The sequence below is a fragment of the Shewanella sp. Isolate11 genome (genome assembly GCF_022398315.1).
In the GTDB taxonomy this organism is placed as follows: domain Bacteria; phylum Pseudomonadota; class Gammaproteobacteria; order Enterobacterales; family Shewanellaceae; genus Shewanella.
Genome location: NZ_JAKEVF010000003.1, coordinates 160,979 through 179,790, shown reverse-complemented (window position 1 = coordinate 179,790; position 18,812 = coordinate 160,979). Strand labels below are relative to the sequence as shown.

The following is an 18,812-nucleotide window of genomic DNA, read 5'->3' as shown; positions in this document are numbered from 1 at the left end:
AACCAAGGTATCCTGATAAAAATGCTCTGTGCCACTATGGCAAAAATGGCCGTAAAAAGGGAGTCATCAATCTTAGCAATAAATTGATTCTGAGTAAGGATTTATCATAGTTAATTGCCCAATTTAGTCGCGATTAGTTTCAAGCTATCGATAAGTGGCTGTTTTTAGATTGATAAAAAATAATTAGCAACAGTACTTGATACTGTATGATTGTACAGTATACTAGTTTGCATATTGAGACAGAGAGCGTAGCGCCAAAAGATAGCAGCTCGCTTGATACCCACGGATTCAACACAGCTCGGCGTCTGTGATAGAGAGGAAAGTAGAATGAAGATTGATGCGAATAAAGAGAAAGCTCTGAGTGCAGTACTAGGCCAAATCGAAAAGCAATTTGGTAAAGGCTCCATCATGAAGTTAGGTGAAAACCGTACTATGGATGTCGAAACCATTTCTACTGGCTCACTTTCTTTGGATGTCGCATTGGGTGCTGGTGGTTTACCACTTGGCCGCATCGTTGAAATTTATGGTCCAGAATCTTCGGGTAAAACCACTTTAACTTTAGAGGTGATTGCAGCGGCACAGCGTAACGGTAAAGTCTGTGCTTTTATCGATGCTGAGCATGCTCTTGACCCTATTTACGCACAAAAGTTAGGTGTCGATATCGACAATCTGCTTTGTTCTCAGCCTGATACAGGTGAGCAAGCTCTTGAGATTTGTGATGCACTAACGCGCTCAGGTGCTGTTGATGTAATTATTGTCGACTCGGTTGCGGCATTAACACCAAAAGCAGAAATTGAAGGCGAGATTGGTGACTCTCACATGGGCTTAGCGGCACGTATGATGAGCCAAGCGATGCGTAAACTAGCGGGTAACCTCAAGCAATCTAATACATTGCTTATCTTCATTAACCAAATTCGAATGAAAATTGGTGTGATGTTCGGTAACCCTGAAACGACTACGGGCGGTAATGCACTTAAATTCTACGCTTCAGTACGTCTAGATATTCGCCGTACCGGTGCGATTAAAGACCGAGATGAAGTTATCGGTAACGAAACTCGTGTTAAAGTGGTTAAGAACAAGATTGCAGCACCATTTAAGCAAGCTGAATTCCAAATTCTTTATGGCGAAGGGATTAACCGTACCGGTGAATTGGTCGATTTAGGTGTGGCGCATAAACTGATTGAAAAAGCAGGTGCTTGGTACAGTTATAAAGGCGATAAAATTGGTCAAGGCCGAGCTAATGCCGGTAAATACTTACTGGATAATCCTGAAATTGCAAAAGAAATCGATACCGCACTTCGCTCTGCACTTTTAGGTGGTAATAAAGTTGTTGCTGAGTCTGCAGTCAGCGATGAAAACATCGATTTAGAAACTGGTGAAGTGTTCTAACCTGTTTTTCAATGACAACCTCTGCAATGCATATCGCGGTCGGGCTACTTGCCCGTCGCGATTATTCAACCTACCAAATTAAAACCAAACTGCTGCAAAAAGGTTTTGAAACCGCTGAAATCGAGTTAGTGCTTAATCGTTGTATTGAGCATGGTTATCTCGATGATGCTAGGTTTGCAGCCTTATTATTGCGCTCTCATATCAGTAAAGGCCACGGCCAAAACCGCATTCGTCAGTCGATGGCCCAGAAGGGACTATCTAAAGATGATATTGAAACCGCCCTTAATCAAAGTGATTGTGATTGGTTTGAGTTAGCCCGCGCCAAAGCTGATAAGAAATATGCCAGCAAAGGAGCTATAAGCGATCAAAAAGAGCGTGCCAGACGAGTACGCTACCTGTTAGCTCAAGGTTTTGCTTATGATCAAATATCTTATGCTCTTGAAGTCGAAGTGGACGATTAACCTATATCGAGTGATTTAAGCTCGGCCGCTTTCACTTAGACACAGTATCCTTCACAGAAAATTCTCTGTTTCTTGCACTATCCTCGGCTAAACCTCTGGTTGTTCAATGGCAGACTGCTTATAATGCCTGCTAACTTAAAGTATCGGTGAAGCATAAAATTTCACTGTGAATGTAATCTAATTCAGGATGATTTCATGTATCAAACCACTGCAGCGCTGAGAAGTGCTTTCTTGGATTTTTTCCGCAGAAACGGTCACCAGGTTGTGGACAGCAGTTCACTGGTACCTGGCAATGATCCCACCTTATTATTTACCAATGCAGGTATGAACCAGTTTAAAGACGTTTTCCTTGGTGATGATAAGCGTGACTATACTCGTGCAACGACATCACAGCGCTGTGTGCGTGCTGGTGGTAAACACAATGACTTAGATAACGTCGGTTATACCGCACGTCATCACACCTTCTTTGAAATGTTAGGTAACTTCAGCTTTGGTGATTATTTTAAACGAGATGCGATTCGTTTTGCATGGACCTTTCTAACGGAAGAACTCAAGCTTCCGACTGAGCGTTTGTGCGTAACCATCTACGAAACTGATGATGAAGCGTTTGAGATCTGGAATAAAGAGATAGGCGTAGCAGCCGAAAACATTATCCGCATCGGCGATAACAAGGGTTCAGCCTACGCATCTGATAACTTTTGGCAGATGGGTGATACAGGTCCTTGTGGTCCATGTAGTGAAATTTTCTATGATCATGGTGAGCATATTTGGGGCGGTCGTCCAGGTACTCCTGAAGAAGATGGCGATCGTTTCATCGAGATCTGGAATATTGTATTTATGCAGTATAACCGTCAAGCCGACGGCACCATGGCTCCACTACCTAAGCCTTCGGTTGATACGGGAATGGGAATTGAGCGTATTTCTGCTATTTTGCAGGGTGTTCATTCCAACTACGAAATTGATATTTTCCAATCATTAATCGCCAAAACCGCCGAGATCTTAGCTGTTAGCGATCTTGAAAATAAATCACTACGCGTGATTGCCGATCATATTCGCTCTTGTGCCTTCTTGATTGCCGATGGTGTGATGCCATCCAGTGAAGGCCGTGGTTATGTACTACGTCGAATTATTCGCCGTGCGGTACGTCATGGTAACAAGTTAGGTGCGACTGACGCATTCTTCTATAAGTTGGTTCCTACCTTAATCGAAGTGATGGGTGACGCAGCCAAAGGGCTTAAAGAAGTACAAGCGATTGTTGAGAAATCACTGAAAGCGGAAGAAGAACAGTTTGCGCGTACGCTGGAGCGGGGTCTAGGTATTTTAGATAATGCCTTGAATGAACTCGAAGGTAATGTTCTTGATGGTGCTACCGCGTTCAAATTGTACGACACCTATGGTTTCCCTGTCGATTTAACTGCTGACGTGTGTCGTGAACGTGACATTAGAGTCGATGAAGCTGGCTTTGAAGCTGAGATGGCAGAGCAACGTAGTCGTGCTCAAGCTGCTGGTCAGTTTGGAACCGATTATAACAGCAGCTTAAAGATCGACGCAGAGACTGAATTTTGTGGTTACACAGGTTTGACGGGTCAGTCTAATGTTGTCGCTCTATATCTTGATGGTGAGGCTGTTACTGAATTAACGGCTGATCAACAAGGTGTTGTCGTATTAGAAAGCACACCATTTTATGGTGAGTCCGGCGGTCAATGTGGTGATAAAGGTTTATTGAGTGGCGATGGTGTAGAGTTTGCTGTTAATGACACTCAGAAATACGCTCAAGCTGTTGGCCACATTGGTCAAGTCACTGCGGGCTCACTTAAAGTGGGTCAAACTTTATCGGCAGCCGTTGATAAGAAGCTAAGACATCGTACTCAATTGAATCACTCTGTGACTCACTTATTGCACGCAGCGCTTCGGCAAATATTGGGTAGCCATGTTACTCAGAAGGGGTCTTTGGTTGACCCAGAAAGATTACGTTTTGACTTCTCACATTTTGAAGCGGTTAAAGCCGATGAGCTTCAAGCGGTAGAAGATCTGGTTAACACTCAAATTCGTCGTAACCATGAGCTGAAGGCGCAGGTGATGGATATTGAGCAAGCAAAAGCACAAGGCGCTATGGCACTCTTTGGTGAGAAATATGACTCACAAGTTCGTGTTGTGACTATGGGTGATTTTTCTATCGAGCTTTGTGGTGGTACTCATGTGGGCCGCACTGGTGATATCGGTTTATTCAAAATCACTTCTGAAGGTGGTATTGCTGCTGGTATTCGTCGTATTGAGGCGGTTACGGGGGCAGCGGCAACGACTTATGTTAACGAGCAGCAGTCACAGCTTGGGAAAGCCGCAAGCCTATTAAAAGCCGATAGTGCTTCATTAGTCGCTAAGCTGAAGGCGCAACTTGATAAGACTAAGCAGTTAGAAAAAGAGCTATCACAGCTTAAAGATAAGCTAGCTGCAGCAACTAGTGCCGACCTTGCCGACGAAGCACAGCAGGTTGCTGGTGTTAAAGTTTTAGTGAAGAAGCTTGAAGGTGTCGATGCCGGTGCGTTACGTGGCTTACAAGATGAACTAAAACAGAAACTGCAATCGGGTATTGTAGTGTTAGGTATCGCCGGAGACGATAAAGTTAACTTGATCGTTGGTGTGACTAAAGATCTGACTGCTAAAGTGAAAGCGGGTGAGTTAGTTGCTATGGTTGCTGCGCAGGTTGGCGGTAAAGGTGGTGGACGCCCTGACATGGCACAGGCGGGTGGTAATCAGCCAGCTGAACTGGATACTGCGCTTGCTTCAGTTTTACCTTGGTTAACTCAGCGATTAGGTTAATCATATTTCATAAAAAAAGCGCTCAATGAGCGCTTTTTTTATGTCATAGTTTACTGACAACAAGGGTGTTAATTATGTATCTTACGGATATGAGGCACATTTTAGTCAATTTTAAGTCGATTTGATGGCGCTTTTTTGTCAGAACACTATTAATTTGTACTAAGCTGACCGTATAATAAAGGTCATAACGGAATAGTGCCGTAAAGCAGAATTAGGAACTAAAGGAGCAAAACATGCTGATATTGACTCGTCGTGTTGGTGAAACACTGATGATTGGTGATGAAGTTACTGTCACCGTTTTAGGCGTTAAGGGCAATCAAGTGCGTATTGGTGTTAATGCACCGAAAGAAGTTTCAGTTCATCGTGAAGAGATTTATCAGCGTATTCAGTCTGAGAAATCAGGAAACTCTTCAGAAGGCGGTAATTTTTAAGTGATATAAACGCACTTAATTTGTTAATGATAAGAGTCAGCTAACCGCTGGCTTTTTTGTTTTTTTGCTACAGATTTTTAACCTAATTTGCGATAAGGCACACATAGGTTGTTGAATAGTAGTAGCAACTGCTTAAAAACAGTCCAAATAGATTATGTTTCAGAGAAATGGTTTGACTTATTTTCTTCAAACAGTAATATGTGCGCCAAGAAAACGGAGAGGTGGCCGAGTGGCCGAAGGCGCTCCCCTGCTAAGGGAGTATGGGCTTTAACTCCCATCGAGGGTTCGAATCCCTCCTTCTCCGCCATTTCTTACTTGATATAAATAATGCGCGTGTAGCTCAGCTGGATAGAGTACCTGGCTACGAACCAGGCGGTCAGAGGTTCGAATCCTCTCACGCGTACCATTTATTTTTCAAGTAAAGCAGTCTATAGATATAAGATGCGCGTGTAGCTCAGCTGGATAGAGTACCTGGCTACGAACCAGGCGGTCAGAGGTTCGAATCCTCTCACGCGTACCATCTATATTTTGCTTGTTTTATCTTTGCGCGTGTAGCTCAGCTGGATAGAGTACCTGGCTACGAACCAGGCGGTCAGAGGTTCGAATCCTCTCACGCGTACCATATTTTAAAAACGACGGATTTATCCGTTGTTTTGCTTTATAGAAACAGATTTGCGCGTGTAGCTCAGCTGGATAGAGTACCTGGCTACGAACCAGGCGGTCAGAGGTTCGAATCCTCTCACGCGTACCATTTTTGACGGAGAGGTGGCCGAGTGGCCGAAGGCGCTCCCCTGCTAAGGGAGTATGGGCTTTAAATCTCATCGAGGGTTCGAATCCCTCCTTCTCCGCCATCATTCTTGAAACCCGTAACCTGTGTTACGGGTTTTTTATTGCCTAAATTTTGTTGCATTCATTTTTCCATTGCTGACTATTGGTATCTGTTCATCACTCTTCTTATCTTGTGTAGCTTCGCTTATGCCGATAGGTATTAAGTCATCTTATAAATTGAAGCTAGATTCTATTTAGCATTGAATAATTTTGCATAACAGCCCTTCAATTCTTATTGTCAGTAAATTCTTTTTGCGCCTAAATTTACGATGAGTTTAATTACTTAGTCTTTTTATGCCCTTTAGTTCAATAATCGATAATTATTTGCCCTCTTTAGTGCTAGATCTTGATCCTACGTCGCGATCTTGATTCAATTTGGTAAGACCAATTTACAAAGCGCTCGCATTTTTGTTGCGGATTGGTTATTGTTTTGTCTCTTTTTTGAAGTCTTTTACCATTTGGTAATGATTGATTCTTTAGTTTAGTCGTGGTTTTTATTGCTATAAAACTGAATAACTAATGTGTTGGTGCCTTTGGGGAATAGCGCTAACGCATTAAAAAATGTGAGAGGACGATATGGATTCTATAGTTCAGCAGATGTTGGATGCCTTGGGCATTATGGTATTAGGAATGGGATTGGTTTTCCTATTTTTAACGACACTGATTGGTGCCGTAAACTTAGTTGCTTGGAAGTTTGCTCCGGTTAAATCAGACGCGTCCGATCACGCTGATGTACCAAGAGCAGGACAGCCTCAGCCGATTTCGCCAAAAACGGTTGCCGCCATTACCGCTGCAATTCATCAATATCGCGTCAAAGCATAATCAATAAGGGATAATTTTATGAGCAAGCCACTTGCATTAACTGATGTTGTTTTGCGTGATGCGCATCAGTCTATTCTTGCTACGCGTCTTCGTCTTGAAGATATGTTACCTATCGCTCCTCAGCTAGATAAAGTGGGCTTTTGGTCACTAGAATCTTGGGGCGGTGCCACATTCGATGCCTGTATTCGTTATCTCGGTGAGGATCCTTGGGAGCGTATTCGTGAGCTAAAAAAAGCCATGCCCAATACGCCACAGCAGATGTTGCTGCGGGGTCAGAATCTATTAGGTTATCGTCACTATGCTGATGACCTCGTTAACCGTTTTGTTGAGCGTGCCTATCTTAATGGCGTTGACGTGTTCCGTATCTTCGATGCGATGAACGATGTTCGCAACTTAGAGACCGCTGTCAAAGCGGTTGTCGATGTGGGTGGACATGCCCAAGGTACCATTTCATATACCACCAGCCCAGTGCATACCACTGAGACCTGGGTTGATATGGCTAAGCGTCTTGAAGATATGGGATGCCATTCTTTATGTATTAAAGATATGGCGGGTCTGCTTAAGCCTTTTGATGCGTTTGATTTAATTAGCCAGCTTAAGTCACAGACCAATTTGATCGTGTCTATGCAATGTCATGCTACTACAGGTTTGAGCACTGCTACCTATCAAAAAGCCATCGAAGCTGGGATTGATGTACTCGATACCGCCATCTCTTCAATGAGCCAAACTTATGGCCACAGCGCGACTGAAACCTTAGTGGCTATGGTTGAAGATACTGAACGTGCAACTGGCTATGACATGGCCTTGTTAGAAGAGATTGCTGCTTACTTCCGTGATGTGAGGAAGAAATACGCTGCATTCGAAGGTGAGCTCAAAGGCATTGATTCACGCATATTACGTGCCCAAGTCCCCGGTGGCATGCTGACTAACATGGAAAATCAGCTAAGGGAGCAAGGGGCTACTGACAAATTAGACCTAGTGCTAGAAGAGATCCCAAGAGTACGTGAAGACTTAGGTTTTATTCCACTTGTAACGCCAACATCGCAAATTGTTGGTACTCAGGCGGTGATTAACGTGTTGACGGGTGAGCGTTACAAGTCGCTGACCAAAGAAACCGAAGGTGTGCTTAAAGGTGAATACGGTGCTACACCTGCGCCAGTAAACCTTGAGCTACAAAGCCGAGTTCTCGATGGTAGTGAGGCGATCAGCTGTCGACCAGCCGATCTTCTCGATGCCGAACTTGATAAGCTTCGCAGTGAGTTAACAGCAAAGGCGACAGACGATGCTATCGAGTTGGCCACAGAGCTTGATGATGATGTGTTAACTTATGCATTATTCCCGCAAATTGGACTCAAGTTTCTCAAAAATAGAAACAATCCAGAAGCGTTTGAGCCTAAACCACAAGTACCTAGTGAAACTGTCGCAACAGCACCTTCAGCCGCAGCACCCACTAAAACGGCAGCCGAAACTTATACGGTTAATGTCCAAGGGCAAACCTTTGTCGTTGAAGTGACGGCAGGTGGTGATATCAGCCAAATTGTAACTGCTGATACGGCTGCTGCAGCGAGTCCCCAGCCTGTTGTTCCATCAATGCCTGCACCTTCTGGCGTGAGCAAGATTGAGATGAAAGCGCCGCTATCAGGCAATATTTTCAAAGTGAATGTTGCTGTGGGGGATACGGTTAAAGCTGGTGATGTGATTATTGTTCTTGAAGCCATGAAAATGGAAACCGAAATCCGCGCCGAATTTGATGGGGTGATTAATCAAATTTGGGTGAAAGAGGGTGACTCTGTTGCCGTTGGTAATCAACTGCTTGCCATTGGATAGGAGTTAACATGGACGGATTATTGGCTTTTTGGGCCGAATCGGGGATTGCTAATTTTACCGGTGGTCAGCTGTTGATGATGGCCGTGGGCGGATTACTTTTATATCTCGCTATCGCGCGTGGGTTCGAGCCCTTATTATTGCTCCCTATTGGATTTGGTGCGGTACTGGCAAACATTCCTAACGGTGGTTTTACCGAAGAAGGCGGTTTGCTCTATTTTGCCTATCATGTGGGGATCGAAACAGGGGTATTCCCACTATTAATTTTCATGGGGGTTGGTGCCTTAACAGACTTTGGCGCCTTGATTGCGAACCCTAAGATGTTGCTGCTGGGGGCAGCTGCGCAGTTCGGTATTTTTGCCACGCTAATTGGTGCGATCGCTCTTAACGCTGTACCCGGTTTTGAGTTTTCGATGCAAGATGCAGCGGCAATTGCAATTATCGGTGGCGCAGATGGACCAACGGCAATTTTCTTAGCATCGAAATTAGCCCCCGATCTTTTAGGTGCAATTGCCGTTGCGGCATATTCCTATATGGCGCTGGTGCCGATTATTCAGCCCCCCATCATGAAGCTATTGACCACAGAGTCTGAGCGACAGATTAAGATGGAGCAGCTCAGGGAAGTGAGTAAGAAAGAGAAAATCTTCTTTCCCTTGATGGTATTAGCCTTAACGATACTGTTTTTACCGGCGGCTACGCCTCTGGTCGGAATGTTCTGTTTAGGCAATCTGATGCGTGAGTCAGGAGTGGTCGATAGACTATCTAATACGGCACAAAATGAACTGATCAACATAGTGACCATCTTTTTAGGGCTGGCTGTGGGTTCTAAATTGTCTGCTGATAAGTTTTTGCAGCTAGAGACTTTAGGTATTTTAGTACTAGGTGCTGTGGCTTTCGGTATTGGTACTGCGGCTGGGGTATTAATGGCTAAGCTAATGAGCAAACTGTCCGGCGGTAAGATTAACCCTCTGATTGGTGCTGCAGGCGTTTCTGCTGTGCCTATGGCAGCGCGAGTGGTTAATAAGGTGGGTCTTGAAGCGAATCAGCAAAACTTCCTATTGATGCATGCCATGGGACCCAATGTGGCCGGTGTTTTGGGGTCGGCCGTTGCCGCGGGTGTGTTGCTGGCGGTGTTAGGTAGTTAGCAAAGTAGTTAATTATTTATGCAAAAGCGGTGCTCTTTGAGCGCCGCTTTTTTGTTGTCAGATTATGCACTTAATCAAGCAGGGCCGTTACGCTAGTTGCGTAAGTTTTGTCCCTTGGTGAGCCAAAGCAAGCCCCCTAATGAAATAATAACGGCAGCGCTAATGGCTATGATATAAATAAAGCCTTTTTTGCCCTGTTTTAACGGCACGCCATTTAGGTGCAAAAACAGTGTCCAGAACAGGCATAGCAAGATGGGGAGTATAAAAAGTCGAGCCATAATCTTCCTAGATATTGATGCCAGATGCGGCAAGTATAAATGATTTACTGGAATTATCTTAGGACGTGTTGGTCTTTAGGTTTGTTTTTGCAGTGATTTGTGGATATTTATAGAGGCAGAGCTTTGGATGTGTGTTATTCCACATGAAAAAGTGCTAGCACAGTGGAATGACAACAAAGGCTGTCTATAAGGTTCTGATAAAATGCCTTTATCTCGAACCTAAACTCAATTCCAAGAGCTACACGCCCTAATTATTAGCATTAAAAAAGCCGCATAAGCGGCTTTTTTATAAGCAAAAAACAGCTAGCTGGTCGCTTCAGAACCATCAACATCTTCACTGCTATAGAACTGAGCTTCGTCCAACTGGCCTTCTGATTTACCCACGACAACAGCGGTCATCATATCGCCTGTCACATTCGTGGCGGTACGCATCATGTCGATAACTCGGTCGATAGCGGCGATAAAGGCAATGCCTTCTAATGGCAAGCCGACAACTCCAAGGGTTACCGTCAGCATCACCATAGCGCTACCAGGAACCCCCGCAGTTCCAACCGATGCAATGGTTGCCGTGACAGCAATTAACATGTAATCGGTCATATCCAGTGGAATAGCGTAAATTTGTGCGATGAAAATCGCCGCGATTGCAGGATAAATGCCGCCACAGCCATCCATGTTCATGGTGGCACCTAAGGGTAAAACAAAGGCGCCATATTTTTTCGACACACCCATGGTTTCGGTTGCACGAGTGCTCGCGGGCAGGGTGCCGAAACTCGATGCGGTGGTGAAAGCGACCAGCTGCGCCGGCATCGCTTTACGGAAAAATTGTACCGGGCTTAATTTAGCGGCAAACTTAACTAAACCACCGTAGACAAAGATGATGTGGATTAGCGCTGCAATATAAATGGCGGCAATAAACTTACCCAGTGGCAGTAACATAGATAAACCATATTCACCAACAACCCAAGCCATTAAACCGAAAACACCGATAGGTGTTAATTGCAAAACCATACGGGTAAGCTGGAACATCACTTCGGCGCCAGCTTCAATGGTGCGCTTGAGAGGTGCGGCTTTCTCGCCAATTTGATTGATAGCAATGCCCACTAAGGCTGCAAAGACGATGATCTGTAATACTTTGCCCTCAGCGAGAGAGGCGAAAGGATTTACCGGAACCATGTTCAGAAGTACTTGTGCAAAGCCTGGGATATTACGCTCACGTACCTCAGTGGTCGCTAATTCTAGATTACCACCCATATCGATAAGACTACCAACAGTCAGGCCAATGAGAGAGGCGATGGTACCTGTGAGCATAAACATGGCTAAGGTTTTGAAACTGAGTCTTTTAAGGCTGACTTCTCCACCCAGCGAGGTGATGCTCACCACGATGGCACAGAAAATCAGTGGCGCAACTAGCATTTTGATAGCAGCAATGAACAGATCGCCAAGGGGCTTCAGTTGTGTTGCACTCTCACCGAGCACCACACCAAGCGTGATCCCTAAAATAAAGCCTGCGAGGACTTTTTGCCAAAATGGGATTTGTTTAATCGTTTGCCACATGGGGTAAATTCCAATTCTATTTTGATTGCGTTAAGCGCGGATAAAAATGACTTGCGGATTTGCCGATGTCATCTAGGTGTTAACCTACACTTTTCTAAGATGTCATTCTATAGATTGATGACCTTGGTTAACAAACCGAATTTATTATAACTTATTGTAATTACTTTTATTGATTTAATAACTTTTTAACTTTAGTGTCAGTGGTTAATTTAAGATTGACACAATTTGTATAGATTCAAAGGCGATTTTTATTAGAAAAGCCAACTAGATAGAGTTATTGTTGCTGCTTAGCGTGGCCATTGTCATTGTGTTTTATCATTGGCAAGGCTGAGTCGCCACAGGTTTAGCTCCACTGGACAGGGGCGATTTTTTACTCATCCAGTGGACTAAGGTAAGTGGACTGCTTTGGTGGATTAAGCTCTAGTGACAAAGATTGGAAATTGTTATGTCACCGGCTCATGTCCGTTAACATAGCTAAAGTTAGGCAAAGGAGTGCGTTTTCTGCTGGTTGCAGCAGTGACGTTGCATTAGTTGTAGGCAGCTGTCTGCAAAAGGGGAGTTTATAATGAAAAAATGGTTGTTAGCCGTCGCTGTGTCGGCCGCATTAACCGGGTGTGTTGCATCGAATACTGAGAGCAACTTGCCGCAAGGGGTGTCATTAGTCGAAACGGTGCAAGTTGCCGATTCACAAGTGGGCATTGCTTATAAAAAGTATCAATTAGCTAACGGCTTGACCGTTATCTTGCATCAAGATAATTCCGATCCTTTAGTTCATGTTGATGTGACTTATCATGTTGGTTCAGCGCGTGAATTACCTGGACGTTCCGGTTTTGCGCATCTGTTTGAGCACATGATGTTTCAGGGCTCTGAAAATGTTGCCGATGAGCAGCATTTTAAAACAGTAACTGAAGCTGGCGGAACCTTAAACGGTACCACTAACAGCGATCGCACCAACTATTTTGAAACGGTACCCAGTAACCAGCTTGAAAAAATGTTGTGGCTCGAATCTGACAGAATGGGCTATTTCTTACCCGCGTTGACAGAAAAGAAATTTGAAGTGCAGCGTGAGACGGTAAAAAATGAGCGTGCACAACGCATCGATAATCAGCCTTATGGCCGTATGGGCGAGCGTTTTGACCAAGCATTTTATCCTGTCGGACATCCTTATTCTTGGCCTGTCATTGGTTGGCCTGATGATCTTAACCGTGCTGATGTGAATGATGTCAAACAGTTTTTCCAGCGTTGGTATGGTCCTAATAACGCCACACTCACAATAGGTGGTGACTTCGATGAAGTGCAAGCTCTTGCTTGGGTGAATAAGTATTTTGGTGAAATCCCAACGGGGCCATCAGTCTCTGGAGAAGCGAAAACACCTGTCACCCTCGACAGTACGCGTTATATCTCTATGGAAGATAGAGTGCACCTGCCACTGCTTCGAATTGGCTTCCCAACGGTTTATGCCGGTCATAAAGATGAGGCCGCGTTAGATCTGTTAGCCAATATTATCGGTGGCGGCCCGACTTCAATTGTATATAAAAACTTAGTTAAAGACGGTTATGCGGTTCAGGCGGGAGTGAGTCATCCCTGTCGTGAGTTGTCATGTCAGTTCGCCGTTTATGCCTTAGCGAATCCTGCTCGCGGTGGTCAGTTAAGTGATATCGATAAGCGAATTCAAGAATCGATTGCCGAATTTGAGCAGCGCGGTGTTACCGATGATGATTTGCAAAAAGTAAAAGTTCAGTTTGAGGCCAATACCATTTTTGGCCTGCAAAGCGTGAAAGGTAAAGTGTCTACCTTGGCGGCTAATCAAACCTTCTACGGCAATCCCAATATGATTGGCGAAGACTTGAAGCGCTATGCCAGCGTGACCAAAGAAGACGTGATGCGAGTTTTTAATACTTATATTAAAGGCAAGCCTATGGTGGTGATGAGCATTGTACCTCAGGGACAAACTCAATTGATTGCCCATGCAAACAACTATGAGGCACCAGCACCTTTAGTGGCTAAAGAAGCGGTTTCAGGAGTGATTGATGTGGCTGCTGCAACCTCATCATTTGACCGTAGCGTGATGCCTGGTGCACAAGCCGCCCCTGTTATCACTGTGCCAACGCTTTGGACCGACAAGCTCAGCAATGGCATTGAGGTGATGGGAACCACAAGTAATGAAACCCCAACCGTGGAGTTGGTGATCTATCTTGATGGCGGTCATCGTTTAGTGGATGTTAAACAGGCGGGGCTCGCCAGCTTAACAGCTTCATTACTGAATGAGTCAACCACAGAACATAGCACTGAAGAGTTAGCCCAAGCATTAGAGATGCTCGGTAGCTCGGTCAGCTTTAGTGCCAGTAATTACCAAAGTTATATTAAGGTATCGACCCTCACATCGAACCTAGATAAGACTCTGGCGCTAGTGGAAGAGAAGCTATTTAAACCTGGCTTTAATCCTGCAGATTTCGAGCGTGTTAAGCAGCAGCATCTGCAAAGTCTGCAACACATGCAGTCTGATCCTAACTACATAGCCGGTAGTGGTTTCCAAGCGTTACTGTTTGGTCAAAACAACTCATTGGGTGTCAGCGTTGAAGGTACTATGGCGACGGTTTCGGCATTGACTCTCGATGATGTCAAAGCCTTCTATCAGCAACAATATCGTGCTGGTAACGCCAAAGTGGTTGTTGTGGGTAGTCTGAGCCAGTCACAACTGCTCGGCAAGTTACAAGGCTTGTCAAATTGGCAGGGTGACGCCAGTGCTACGCCAGCGCTTGGTACTTTACCCGTAATCGATGCAGGTACGGTTTACCTAATTGATAAACCGGGTGCTGCACAGTCGGTGATTAAAGTGGGCAAACGTGCACTACCGTATGATGCGACCGGTGATTACTTTAAATCTTACTTGATGAACTACCCGCTAGGTGGTGCTTTCAATAGTCGTATCAACCTTAATCTTCGTGAAGATAAAGGTTATACCTATGGTGCCAGAAGTTACTTCGTTGGCGGCAGTGAATTAGGTGAGTTTGAAGCGACAGCCAGTGTGCGTAGCGACGTTACTGCACCGGCACTTGTCGAGTTCGCTAAAGAGATAAAAGCTTATCAAGCTCAAGGTATGAGCGATGCTGAGCTTAGCTTTATGCGAGATTCTATCTCCCAAGGTCAAGCGTTAGATTATGAAACGCCATATCAGAAAGCCGGATTCATGCGTCGTATTCAACGCTTTAATCTCGATGCTGACTTTACTCAACAACAGGCTAAGATCATCAATAGCGTTGCAAAAGATGAATTGAACCAATTGGCGAGTAAAGAACTAAACTTTGACCAAATGGTGATATTAATTGTTGGCGATAAGGCCAAAATTGAATCAAGCATTAAAGCTTTGGGTTATAAAATTAAAACCTTAGAGTTGTAATTTTAACTTCCCATCCCAATGTTGTATCTACGGTGACCTCAAATGGGGTCACCGTTCTATTTTATTTCCCTTGCTATTTATCTAGTCCAGAGGCTATTTTGTGGTGACGGAGACGTATTTGCAGACCATGTTTGTAAATGATCATACAGAAGCAATGAGAGACACAGATATTGAATTCTTTCAATGAAGTTATTGGCTTACTCAATGATGAGCAGGGACGAAAAGCGTTGCAAGGAATGCAGCGCGGAATTGAACGCGAAGCACTACGTATCGAATCCAATGGCCATTTGGCTATGGATAAACACCCTAAGCGTTTAGGTTCGGCGTTGACGCATTCGCGTATTACCACAGATTACAGCGAGTCATTGTTGGAGTTCATCACCCCTGTCTATCAGGATATTGATGCCTTGTTGACCGATCTCACTCAGACTCACGCCTTTACGCTTCGCAATATTGGTGCTCAGCAATTATGGCCTGTGAGTATGCCTTGTTATGTTGGCGATGTGGCTGATATCCCGATTGCCGATTATGGTAGCTCGAATAATGGCCAGATGAAGCGTCTTTATCGCAAAGGGCTCACTTATCGTTACGGCGCACAGATGCAGATCATCTCGGGTGTGCATTTTAACTTTTCTGTTTCTGAGTCCTTATGGGATCGCCTATATGAAGCCTCGGACAAAAGTTTGAGTCGCTGCGCATTCCAGTCTGAATCTTATTTTGGTTTAATTCGTAATTACCGCCGTTTAGTGTGGGTCTTACCTTATCTATTCGGCGCCTCTCCGGCACTATGTAGCTCGTTTATTAAAGATAGAGAAACCTCTCTGCCGTTCCAAAAATTGGGTAAGGGCAGCTTATATCTACCCTATGCTACGTCACTGCGTATGAGTGACTTAGGTTATACCAACAAGGAACAGGAACGTTTAAATATTAGCTACAACTCGTTAGCTGAGTATTTAACTGGCGTTAAAGCCGCGATTAAGATGCCATCGGCGCAGTTTGAAGCTATTGGGGTTAAAGTCGATGGTGAATATCGCCAACTGAATGCCAATGTTCTGCAGATTGAAAATGAATTTTACTCACCTATTCGAGCTAAGCGTGTCACCCTTAGCGGTGAAAAACCTTCTGAAGCCCTAGCCAGAGCAGGTGTAGAATATATCGAAGTTCGAGCCTTAGATGTGAATCCTTTCTCCCCCGTGGGGATCGATGAGCAGCAAGTGAGATTGTTAGATCTGTTCTTGTTGCATTGTCTATTAAGTCCATCGCCGAAAACCTGTGAGCAGGATGAAAAAGCTATATCCAGTAATCTCAATGCGGTGATTGTTGAGGGGCGTAAGCCGGGATTACAGCTTAACCGCCATGGCGAGTCGGTTGATATCCATACGTGGTTAACCGAACTATTTGACCAGTTTGCGGTGTTGGCTAAGTTACTCGATGGTGAACAATCGGACTATCAAGATGCGTTAGCGCATTGGCAGTTAGCGGTCGATGATCCTGAGCAAACCTTGTCGGGTAAAATTATGGCGGAGTTAACCTCGCAGCAGATCGATCACAGTACTTGGGTGAAAGGTTTGGCTAAGCAGTATTCTCAGCAATTAATGGAATATCCATTAACGGCTGAAACTGAAGCTAATTATCGCGATGCTGCCGAAGTCTCATTACAAGAGCAAGCGCAGTTAGAAGCAGACTCGGTACTGAGTTTCGAGGCGTTCCTCAACGACTATTTTGCCGATAAACCGCTTGAGGTTGAGCAAGTAGGATGAAATCGACAACGCTGTTGTTAACCGTTTTACTGGTTTTGTCTGGCTGCGCTTCCGGGCCAGATGAGCAGCAACCTTGTGGCACAGTGTCTGGCTATTTAATGCCAGACATGACTCAGGGGTTATATCGCGCAGTAGTGACACACCTTAATGGTACTCCAGTGATCTCAAGGCCAAATTATCAACTGGCACCGGGCAATTACCAATTTACGCTCGCCGAACTTATCGACTCTCCTGAGTTGAAAGTCAAACTTGCAGCAAGACAAACTAAAACTATTGATATCAAGGTCGAAGTGAATCAGCGTTATCATCTAGCGGCCGAATTTAATCAAGACAGAGTCTATCGTGGTCTAGATACAGAATACTGGCAGCCTAAGGTATGGAAACAAGAGTCACATGAATGCAATTTAGTGGCTGATCCAAGCCAAGAATAGCCGTTAAACATATTGATTATGGCCTTGTTCGATGTGACACTAGGGCTTTGATTCGCTTCTTTATTCGGCTTTTTATGACATTTACCTCCCGCTTTATACTTGGTCTTGTGACACTGTTTATCAGTGGCTGCGCGACATCTCCCCCGAAAGATCCTGAAAATTTATGTGCCATTTACCAAGAAAACCGTGATTGGTATGAAGCTGCGGTCGATACCCGAGAAAAGTGGGGCGTACCAGTGCATGTGCCTTTAGCCATGATGTATCAAGAAAGCTCTTTTAAACACAATGCCGCGCCGCCGATGGAATACTTTTTAGGTTTCATTCCTATTGGTCGAGCTAGCGATGCCTATGGTTATGCTCAGGCTAAGACCATGACATGGGACGATTATGTCAAAGAAACGGGTAACTCTTGGTCGAGCCGCAGTGATTTCGATGATGCTATGGATTTTATGGGCTGGTTTATTTACAAGACCAATAAAATTAATGGTGTGTCAAAGTGGGATGCGCGCAATCAATATCTTAATTACCATGAAGGTTGGGGTGGGTATAAACGTAAAACCTACTTAAAAAAGAAGTGGTTAGTGAAAGTTGCCGACAAGGTTGATCAACGTGCAAGACGTTATGCAGCCCAGTACCATACGTGCAAAGAAGATTTAGATTCATCTTGGTTGTGGCGATTGTTTTTTGGCTAATACCATTAGTTCAAGGCGAATGGATGTTGTGAATGGCTTTAATGCAGGAGCAATTAAAGGCAATCAACAGGGATGTTGTGAATGGCTTTAATGCAGGAGCAATTAAGGGCAATCAACAGGGATGTTGTGAATGGCTTTAATGCAGGAGCAATTAAAGGCAATCAACAGGGATGTTGTGAATGGCTTTAATGCAGGAGCAATTAAAGGCCCTGCAGCGCCAAACTCTCGCCGGGCGATCACATCTTTATATTGATAGGTATAACTATCGGCTGTGAATATGGTTTTTGGCAGCACAAAATAGGCTTTATGATTAAATTCGAATTGTAGCGAATGTGACACTGTTCACACTGTTAAAAAATGTCTATAATGCGCGCCAAATAATAGCCTCACCCTACAAATAAGGATAAAAAGATGACTAAGCCATTTGTTGCAGTATTAATGGGTTCAGATTCTGACTTGCCAACTATGCAAGCGACTCTAGATGTTTTAAAAACTTTCGGTATCCAATTTGAAGCTAAAGTAACTTCAGCACACCGTACTCCTGCGGCGACTCACGCTTATGTGACCGATGCTGAAGCACGAGGCTGTAAAGTCTTCGTATGTGCTGCTGGCCTTGCTGCTCACCTAGCCGGTGCCGTTGCTGGTATCACTACTCGTCCAGTTATTGGTGTACCAATCGATAACGGCCCACTTCAGGGCCATGACGCGCTACTTTCTACAGTAATGATGCCAGGCGGTGTACCAGTAGCGACTGTTGCTATCGGTAGTGCTGGTGCTAAAAACGCAGGTTATCTAGCGGCGCAAATGCTAGCAGTAGGCGACGATGCCCTAGCTGTAGCAGTTAAAGAAGAGCGTGCTAAAGCGGCTGAAGCGGTACAAGCTAAAGATGCTAAATTACAAGCAAAACTAGCTAACGCTTAATCGTAAAATAATGAAAAACGCCGTGAACTTAATTGTTCACGGCGTTTTTTTATGTG

14 protein-coding genes and 6 tRNA genes are annotated in these 18,812 nt (G+C 44.6%); 18 read left to right on the top strand and 2 right to left on the bottom strand.

Translation table 11 applies throughout. The features are described from left to right. Nucleotides 1-327: 327 nt before the first annotated feature. From recA to L1D21_RS09870, 13 genes are all read left to right on the top strand, one after another. A complete protein-coding gene (recA, locus tag L1D21_RS09930) occupies nt 328-1,389 on the top strand; it encodes a recombinase RecA (protein WP_239845088.1) in 1,062 nt (353 codons plus the stop codon). A gap of 11 nt (nt 1,390-1,400) precedes the next feature. Further along, a complete protein-coding gene (recX, locus tag L1D21_RS09925) occupies nt 1,401-1,850 on the top strand; it encodes a recombination regulator RecX (protein ID WP_239845087.1) in 450 nt (149 codons plus the stop codon). 195 nt (nt 1,851-2,045) lie between these two features. Then, a complete protein-coding gene (alaS, locus tag L1D21_RS09920; RefSeq protein ID WP_239845086.1) occupies nt 2,046-4,670 on the top strand; it encodes an alanine--tRNA ligase in 2,625 nt (874 codons plus the stop codon). 233 nt (nt 4,671-4,903) lie between these two features. Further along, a complete protein-coding gene (gene csrA / locus L1D21_RS09915; protein WP_028765292.1) occupies nt 4,904-5,101 on the top strand; it encodes a carbon storage regulator CsrA in 198 nt (65 codons plus the stop codon). A gap of 215 nt (nt 5,102-5,316) precedes the next feature. Further along, a tRNA-Ser gene (locus tag L1D21_RS09910) sits at nt 5,317-5,408 on the top strand. 22 nt (nt 5,409-5,430) lie between these two features. After that, nucleotides 5,431-5,507 (top strand) — tRNA-Arg (locus L1D21_RS09905). 37 nt (nt 5,508-5,544) lie between these two features. After that, nucleotides 5,545-5,621 (top strand) — tRNA-Arg (locus L1D21_RS09900). 25 nt (nt 5,622-5,646) lie between these two features. Then, nucleotides 5,647-5,723 (top strand) — tRNA-Arg (locus L1D21_RS09895). Nucleotides 5,724-5,775: 52 nt separating this feature from the next. Further along, nucleotides 5,776-5,852 (top strand) — tRNA-Arg (locus L1D21_RS09890). An 8-nt stretch (nt 5,853-5,860) separates the two neighbouring features. Beyond that, a tRNA-Ser gene (locus L1D21_RS09885) sits at nt 5,861-5,952 on the top strand. Nucleotides 5,953-6,505: 553 nt separating this feature from the next. After that, nucleotides 6,506-6,751 (top strand): OadG family transporter subunit, encoded by a 246-nt coding sequence (locus tag L1D21_RS09880; protein WP_239845085.1) that lies wholly within the window; start codon nt 6,506-6,508, stop codon nt 6,749-6,751. A gap of 18 nt (nt 6,752-6,769) precedes the next feature. Beyond that, complete coding sequence (gene oadA, locus L1D21_RS09875) at nt 6,770-8,578, top strand: sodium-extruding oxaloacetate decarboxylase subunit alpha (RefSeq protein ID WP_239845084.1); 1,809 nt, start codon at nt 6,770-6,772, stop codon at nt 8,576-8,578. An 8-nt stretch (nt 8,579-8,586) separates the two neighbouring features. Beyond that, nucleotides 8,587-9,720 (top strand): sodium ion-translocating decarboxylase subunit beta, encoded by a 1,134-nt coding sequence (locus L1D21_RS09870; RefSeq protein ID WP_239845083.1) that lies wholly within the window; start codon nt 8,587-8,589, stop codon nt 9,718-9,720. A gap of 92 nt (nt 9,721-9,812) precedes the next feature. Here L1D21_RS09870 and L1D21_RS09865 read toward each other — a convergent pair whose 3' ends face one another. Further along, nucleotides 9,813-9,998, bottom strand: a complete 186-nt coding sequence (locus L1D21_RS09865) for a hypothetical protein (protein WP_239845082.1) — start codon at nt 9,996-9,998, stop codon at nt 9,813-9,815. Nucleotides 9,999-10,301: 303 nt separating this feature from the next. Beyond that, nucleotides 10,302-11,552 (bottom strand): dicarboxylate/amino acid:cation symporter, encoded by a 1,251-nt coding sequence (locus L1D21_RS09860; RefSeq protein ID WP_239845081.1) that lies wholly within the window; start codon nt 11,550-11,552, stop codon nt 10,302-10,304. A gap of 565 nt (nt 11,553-12,117) precedes the next feature. Between L1D21_RS09860 and L1D21_RS09855 the strand changes: the two genes are divergently transcribed. The 5 genes from L1D21_RS09855 to purE all read left to right on the top strand — a co-directional run bounded on the left by L1D21_RS09855 (nt 12,118) and on the right by purE (nt 18,756). Beyond that, nucleotides 12,118-14,952 carry a pitrilysin family protein gene (locus L1D21_RS09855; protein WP_239845080.1) on the top strand — a complete coding sequence of 945 codons (2,835 nt, stop codon included), beginning with the start codon at nt 12,118-12,120 and terminating at the stop codon, nt 14,950-14,952. A 167-nt stretch (nt 14,953-15,119) separates the two neighbouring features. After that, on the top strand, nt 15,120-16,712 hold the full coding sequence (gene gshA / locus L1D21_RS09850; RefSeq protein ID WP_239845293.1) for a glutamate--cysteine ligase: 1,593 nt from the start codon (nt 15,120-15,122) through the stop codon (nt 16,710-16,712). Next, nucleotides 16,709-17,143 carry a hypothetical protein gene (locus L1D21_RS09845; protein ID WP_239845079.1) on the top strand — a complete coding sequence of 145 codons (435 nt, stop codon included), beginning with the start codon at nt 16,709-16,711 and terminating at the stop codon, nt 17,141-17,143. The genes gshA and L1D21_RS09845 overlap by 4 nt, the downstream gene beginning before the upstream one ends. A gap of 74 nt (nt 17,144-17,217) precedes the next feature. Continuing rightward, nucleotides 17,218-17,835, top strand: coding sequence for a hypothetical protein (locus L1D21_RS09840; protein ID WP_239845078.1), 618 nt, complete (start codon nt 17,218-17,220; stop codon nt 17,833-17,835). A 411-nt stretch (nt 17,836-18,246) separates the two neighbouring features. Next, nucleotides 18,247-18,756 carry a 5-(carboxyamino)imidazole ribonucleotide mutase gene (purE, locus tag L1D21_RS09835; protein ID WP_239845077.1) on the top strand — a complete coding sequence of 170 codons (510 nt, stop codon included), beginning with the start codon at nt 18,247-18,249 and terminating at the stop codon, nt 18,754-18,756. Nucleotides 18,757-18,812: the final 56 nt, after the last annotated feature.

What these genes read in the sequence shown, in the direction of transcription:
- oadA (WP_239845084.1), top strand. Translation starts at nt 6,770, where the DNA reads ATGAGCAAGCCACTTGCATTAACTGATGTTGTTTTGCGTGATGCGCAT.
- recA (WP_239845088.1), top strand. Translation starts at nt 328, where the DNA reads ATGAAGATTGATGCGAATAAAGAGAAAGCTCTGAGTGCAGTACTAGGC.
- L1D21_RS09880 (WP_239845085.1), top strand. Translation starts at nt 6,506, where the DNA reads ATGGATTCTATAGTTCAGCAGATGTTGGATGCCTTGGGCATTATGGTA.
- L1D21_RS09840 (WP_239845078.1), top strand. Translation starts at nt 17,218, where the DNA reads ATGACATTTACCTCCCGCTTTATACTTGGTCTTGTGACACTGTTTATC.
- L1D21_RS09870 (WP_239845083.1), top strand. Translation starts at nt 8,587, where the DNA reads ATGGACGGATTATTGGCTTTTTGGGCCGAATCGGGGATTGCTAATTTT.
- L1D21_RS09865 (WP_239845082.1), bottom strand. Translation starts at nt 9,998, where the DNA reads ATGGCTCGACTTTTTATACTCCCCATCTTGCTATGCCTGTTCTGGACA.
- L1D21_RS09845 (WP_239845079.1), top strand. Translation starts at nt 16,709, where the DNA reads ATGAAATCGACAACGCTGTTGTTAACCGTTTTACTGGTTTTGTCTGGC.
- csrA (WP_028765292.1), top strand. Translation starts at nt 4,904, where the DNA reads ATGCTGATATTGACTCGTCGTGTTGGTGAAACACTGATGATTGGTGAT.
- alaS (WP_239845086.1), top strand. Translation starts at nt 2,046, where the DNA reads ATGTATCAAACCACTGCAGCGCTGAGAAGTGCTTTCTTGGATTTTTTC.
- recX (WP_239845087.1), top strand. Translation starts at nt 1,401, where the DNA reads ATGACAACCTCTGCAATGCATATCGCGGTCGGGCTACTTGCCCGTCGC.
- L1D21_RS09855 (WP_239845080.1), top strand. Translation starts at nt 12,118, where the DNA reads ATGAAAAAATGGTTGTTAGCCGTCGCTGTGTCGGCCGCATTAACCGGG.
- purE (WP_239845077.1), top strand. Translation starts at nt 18,247, where the DNA reads ATGACTAAGCCATTTGTTGCAGTATTAATGGGTTCAGATTCTGACTTG.
- L1D21_RS09860 (WP_239845081.1), bottom strand. Translation starts at nt 11,552, where the DNA reads ATGTGGCAAACGATTAAACAAATCCCATTTTGGCAAAAAGTCCTCGCA.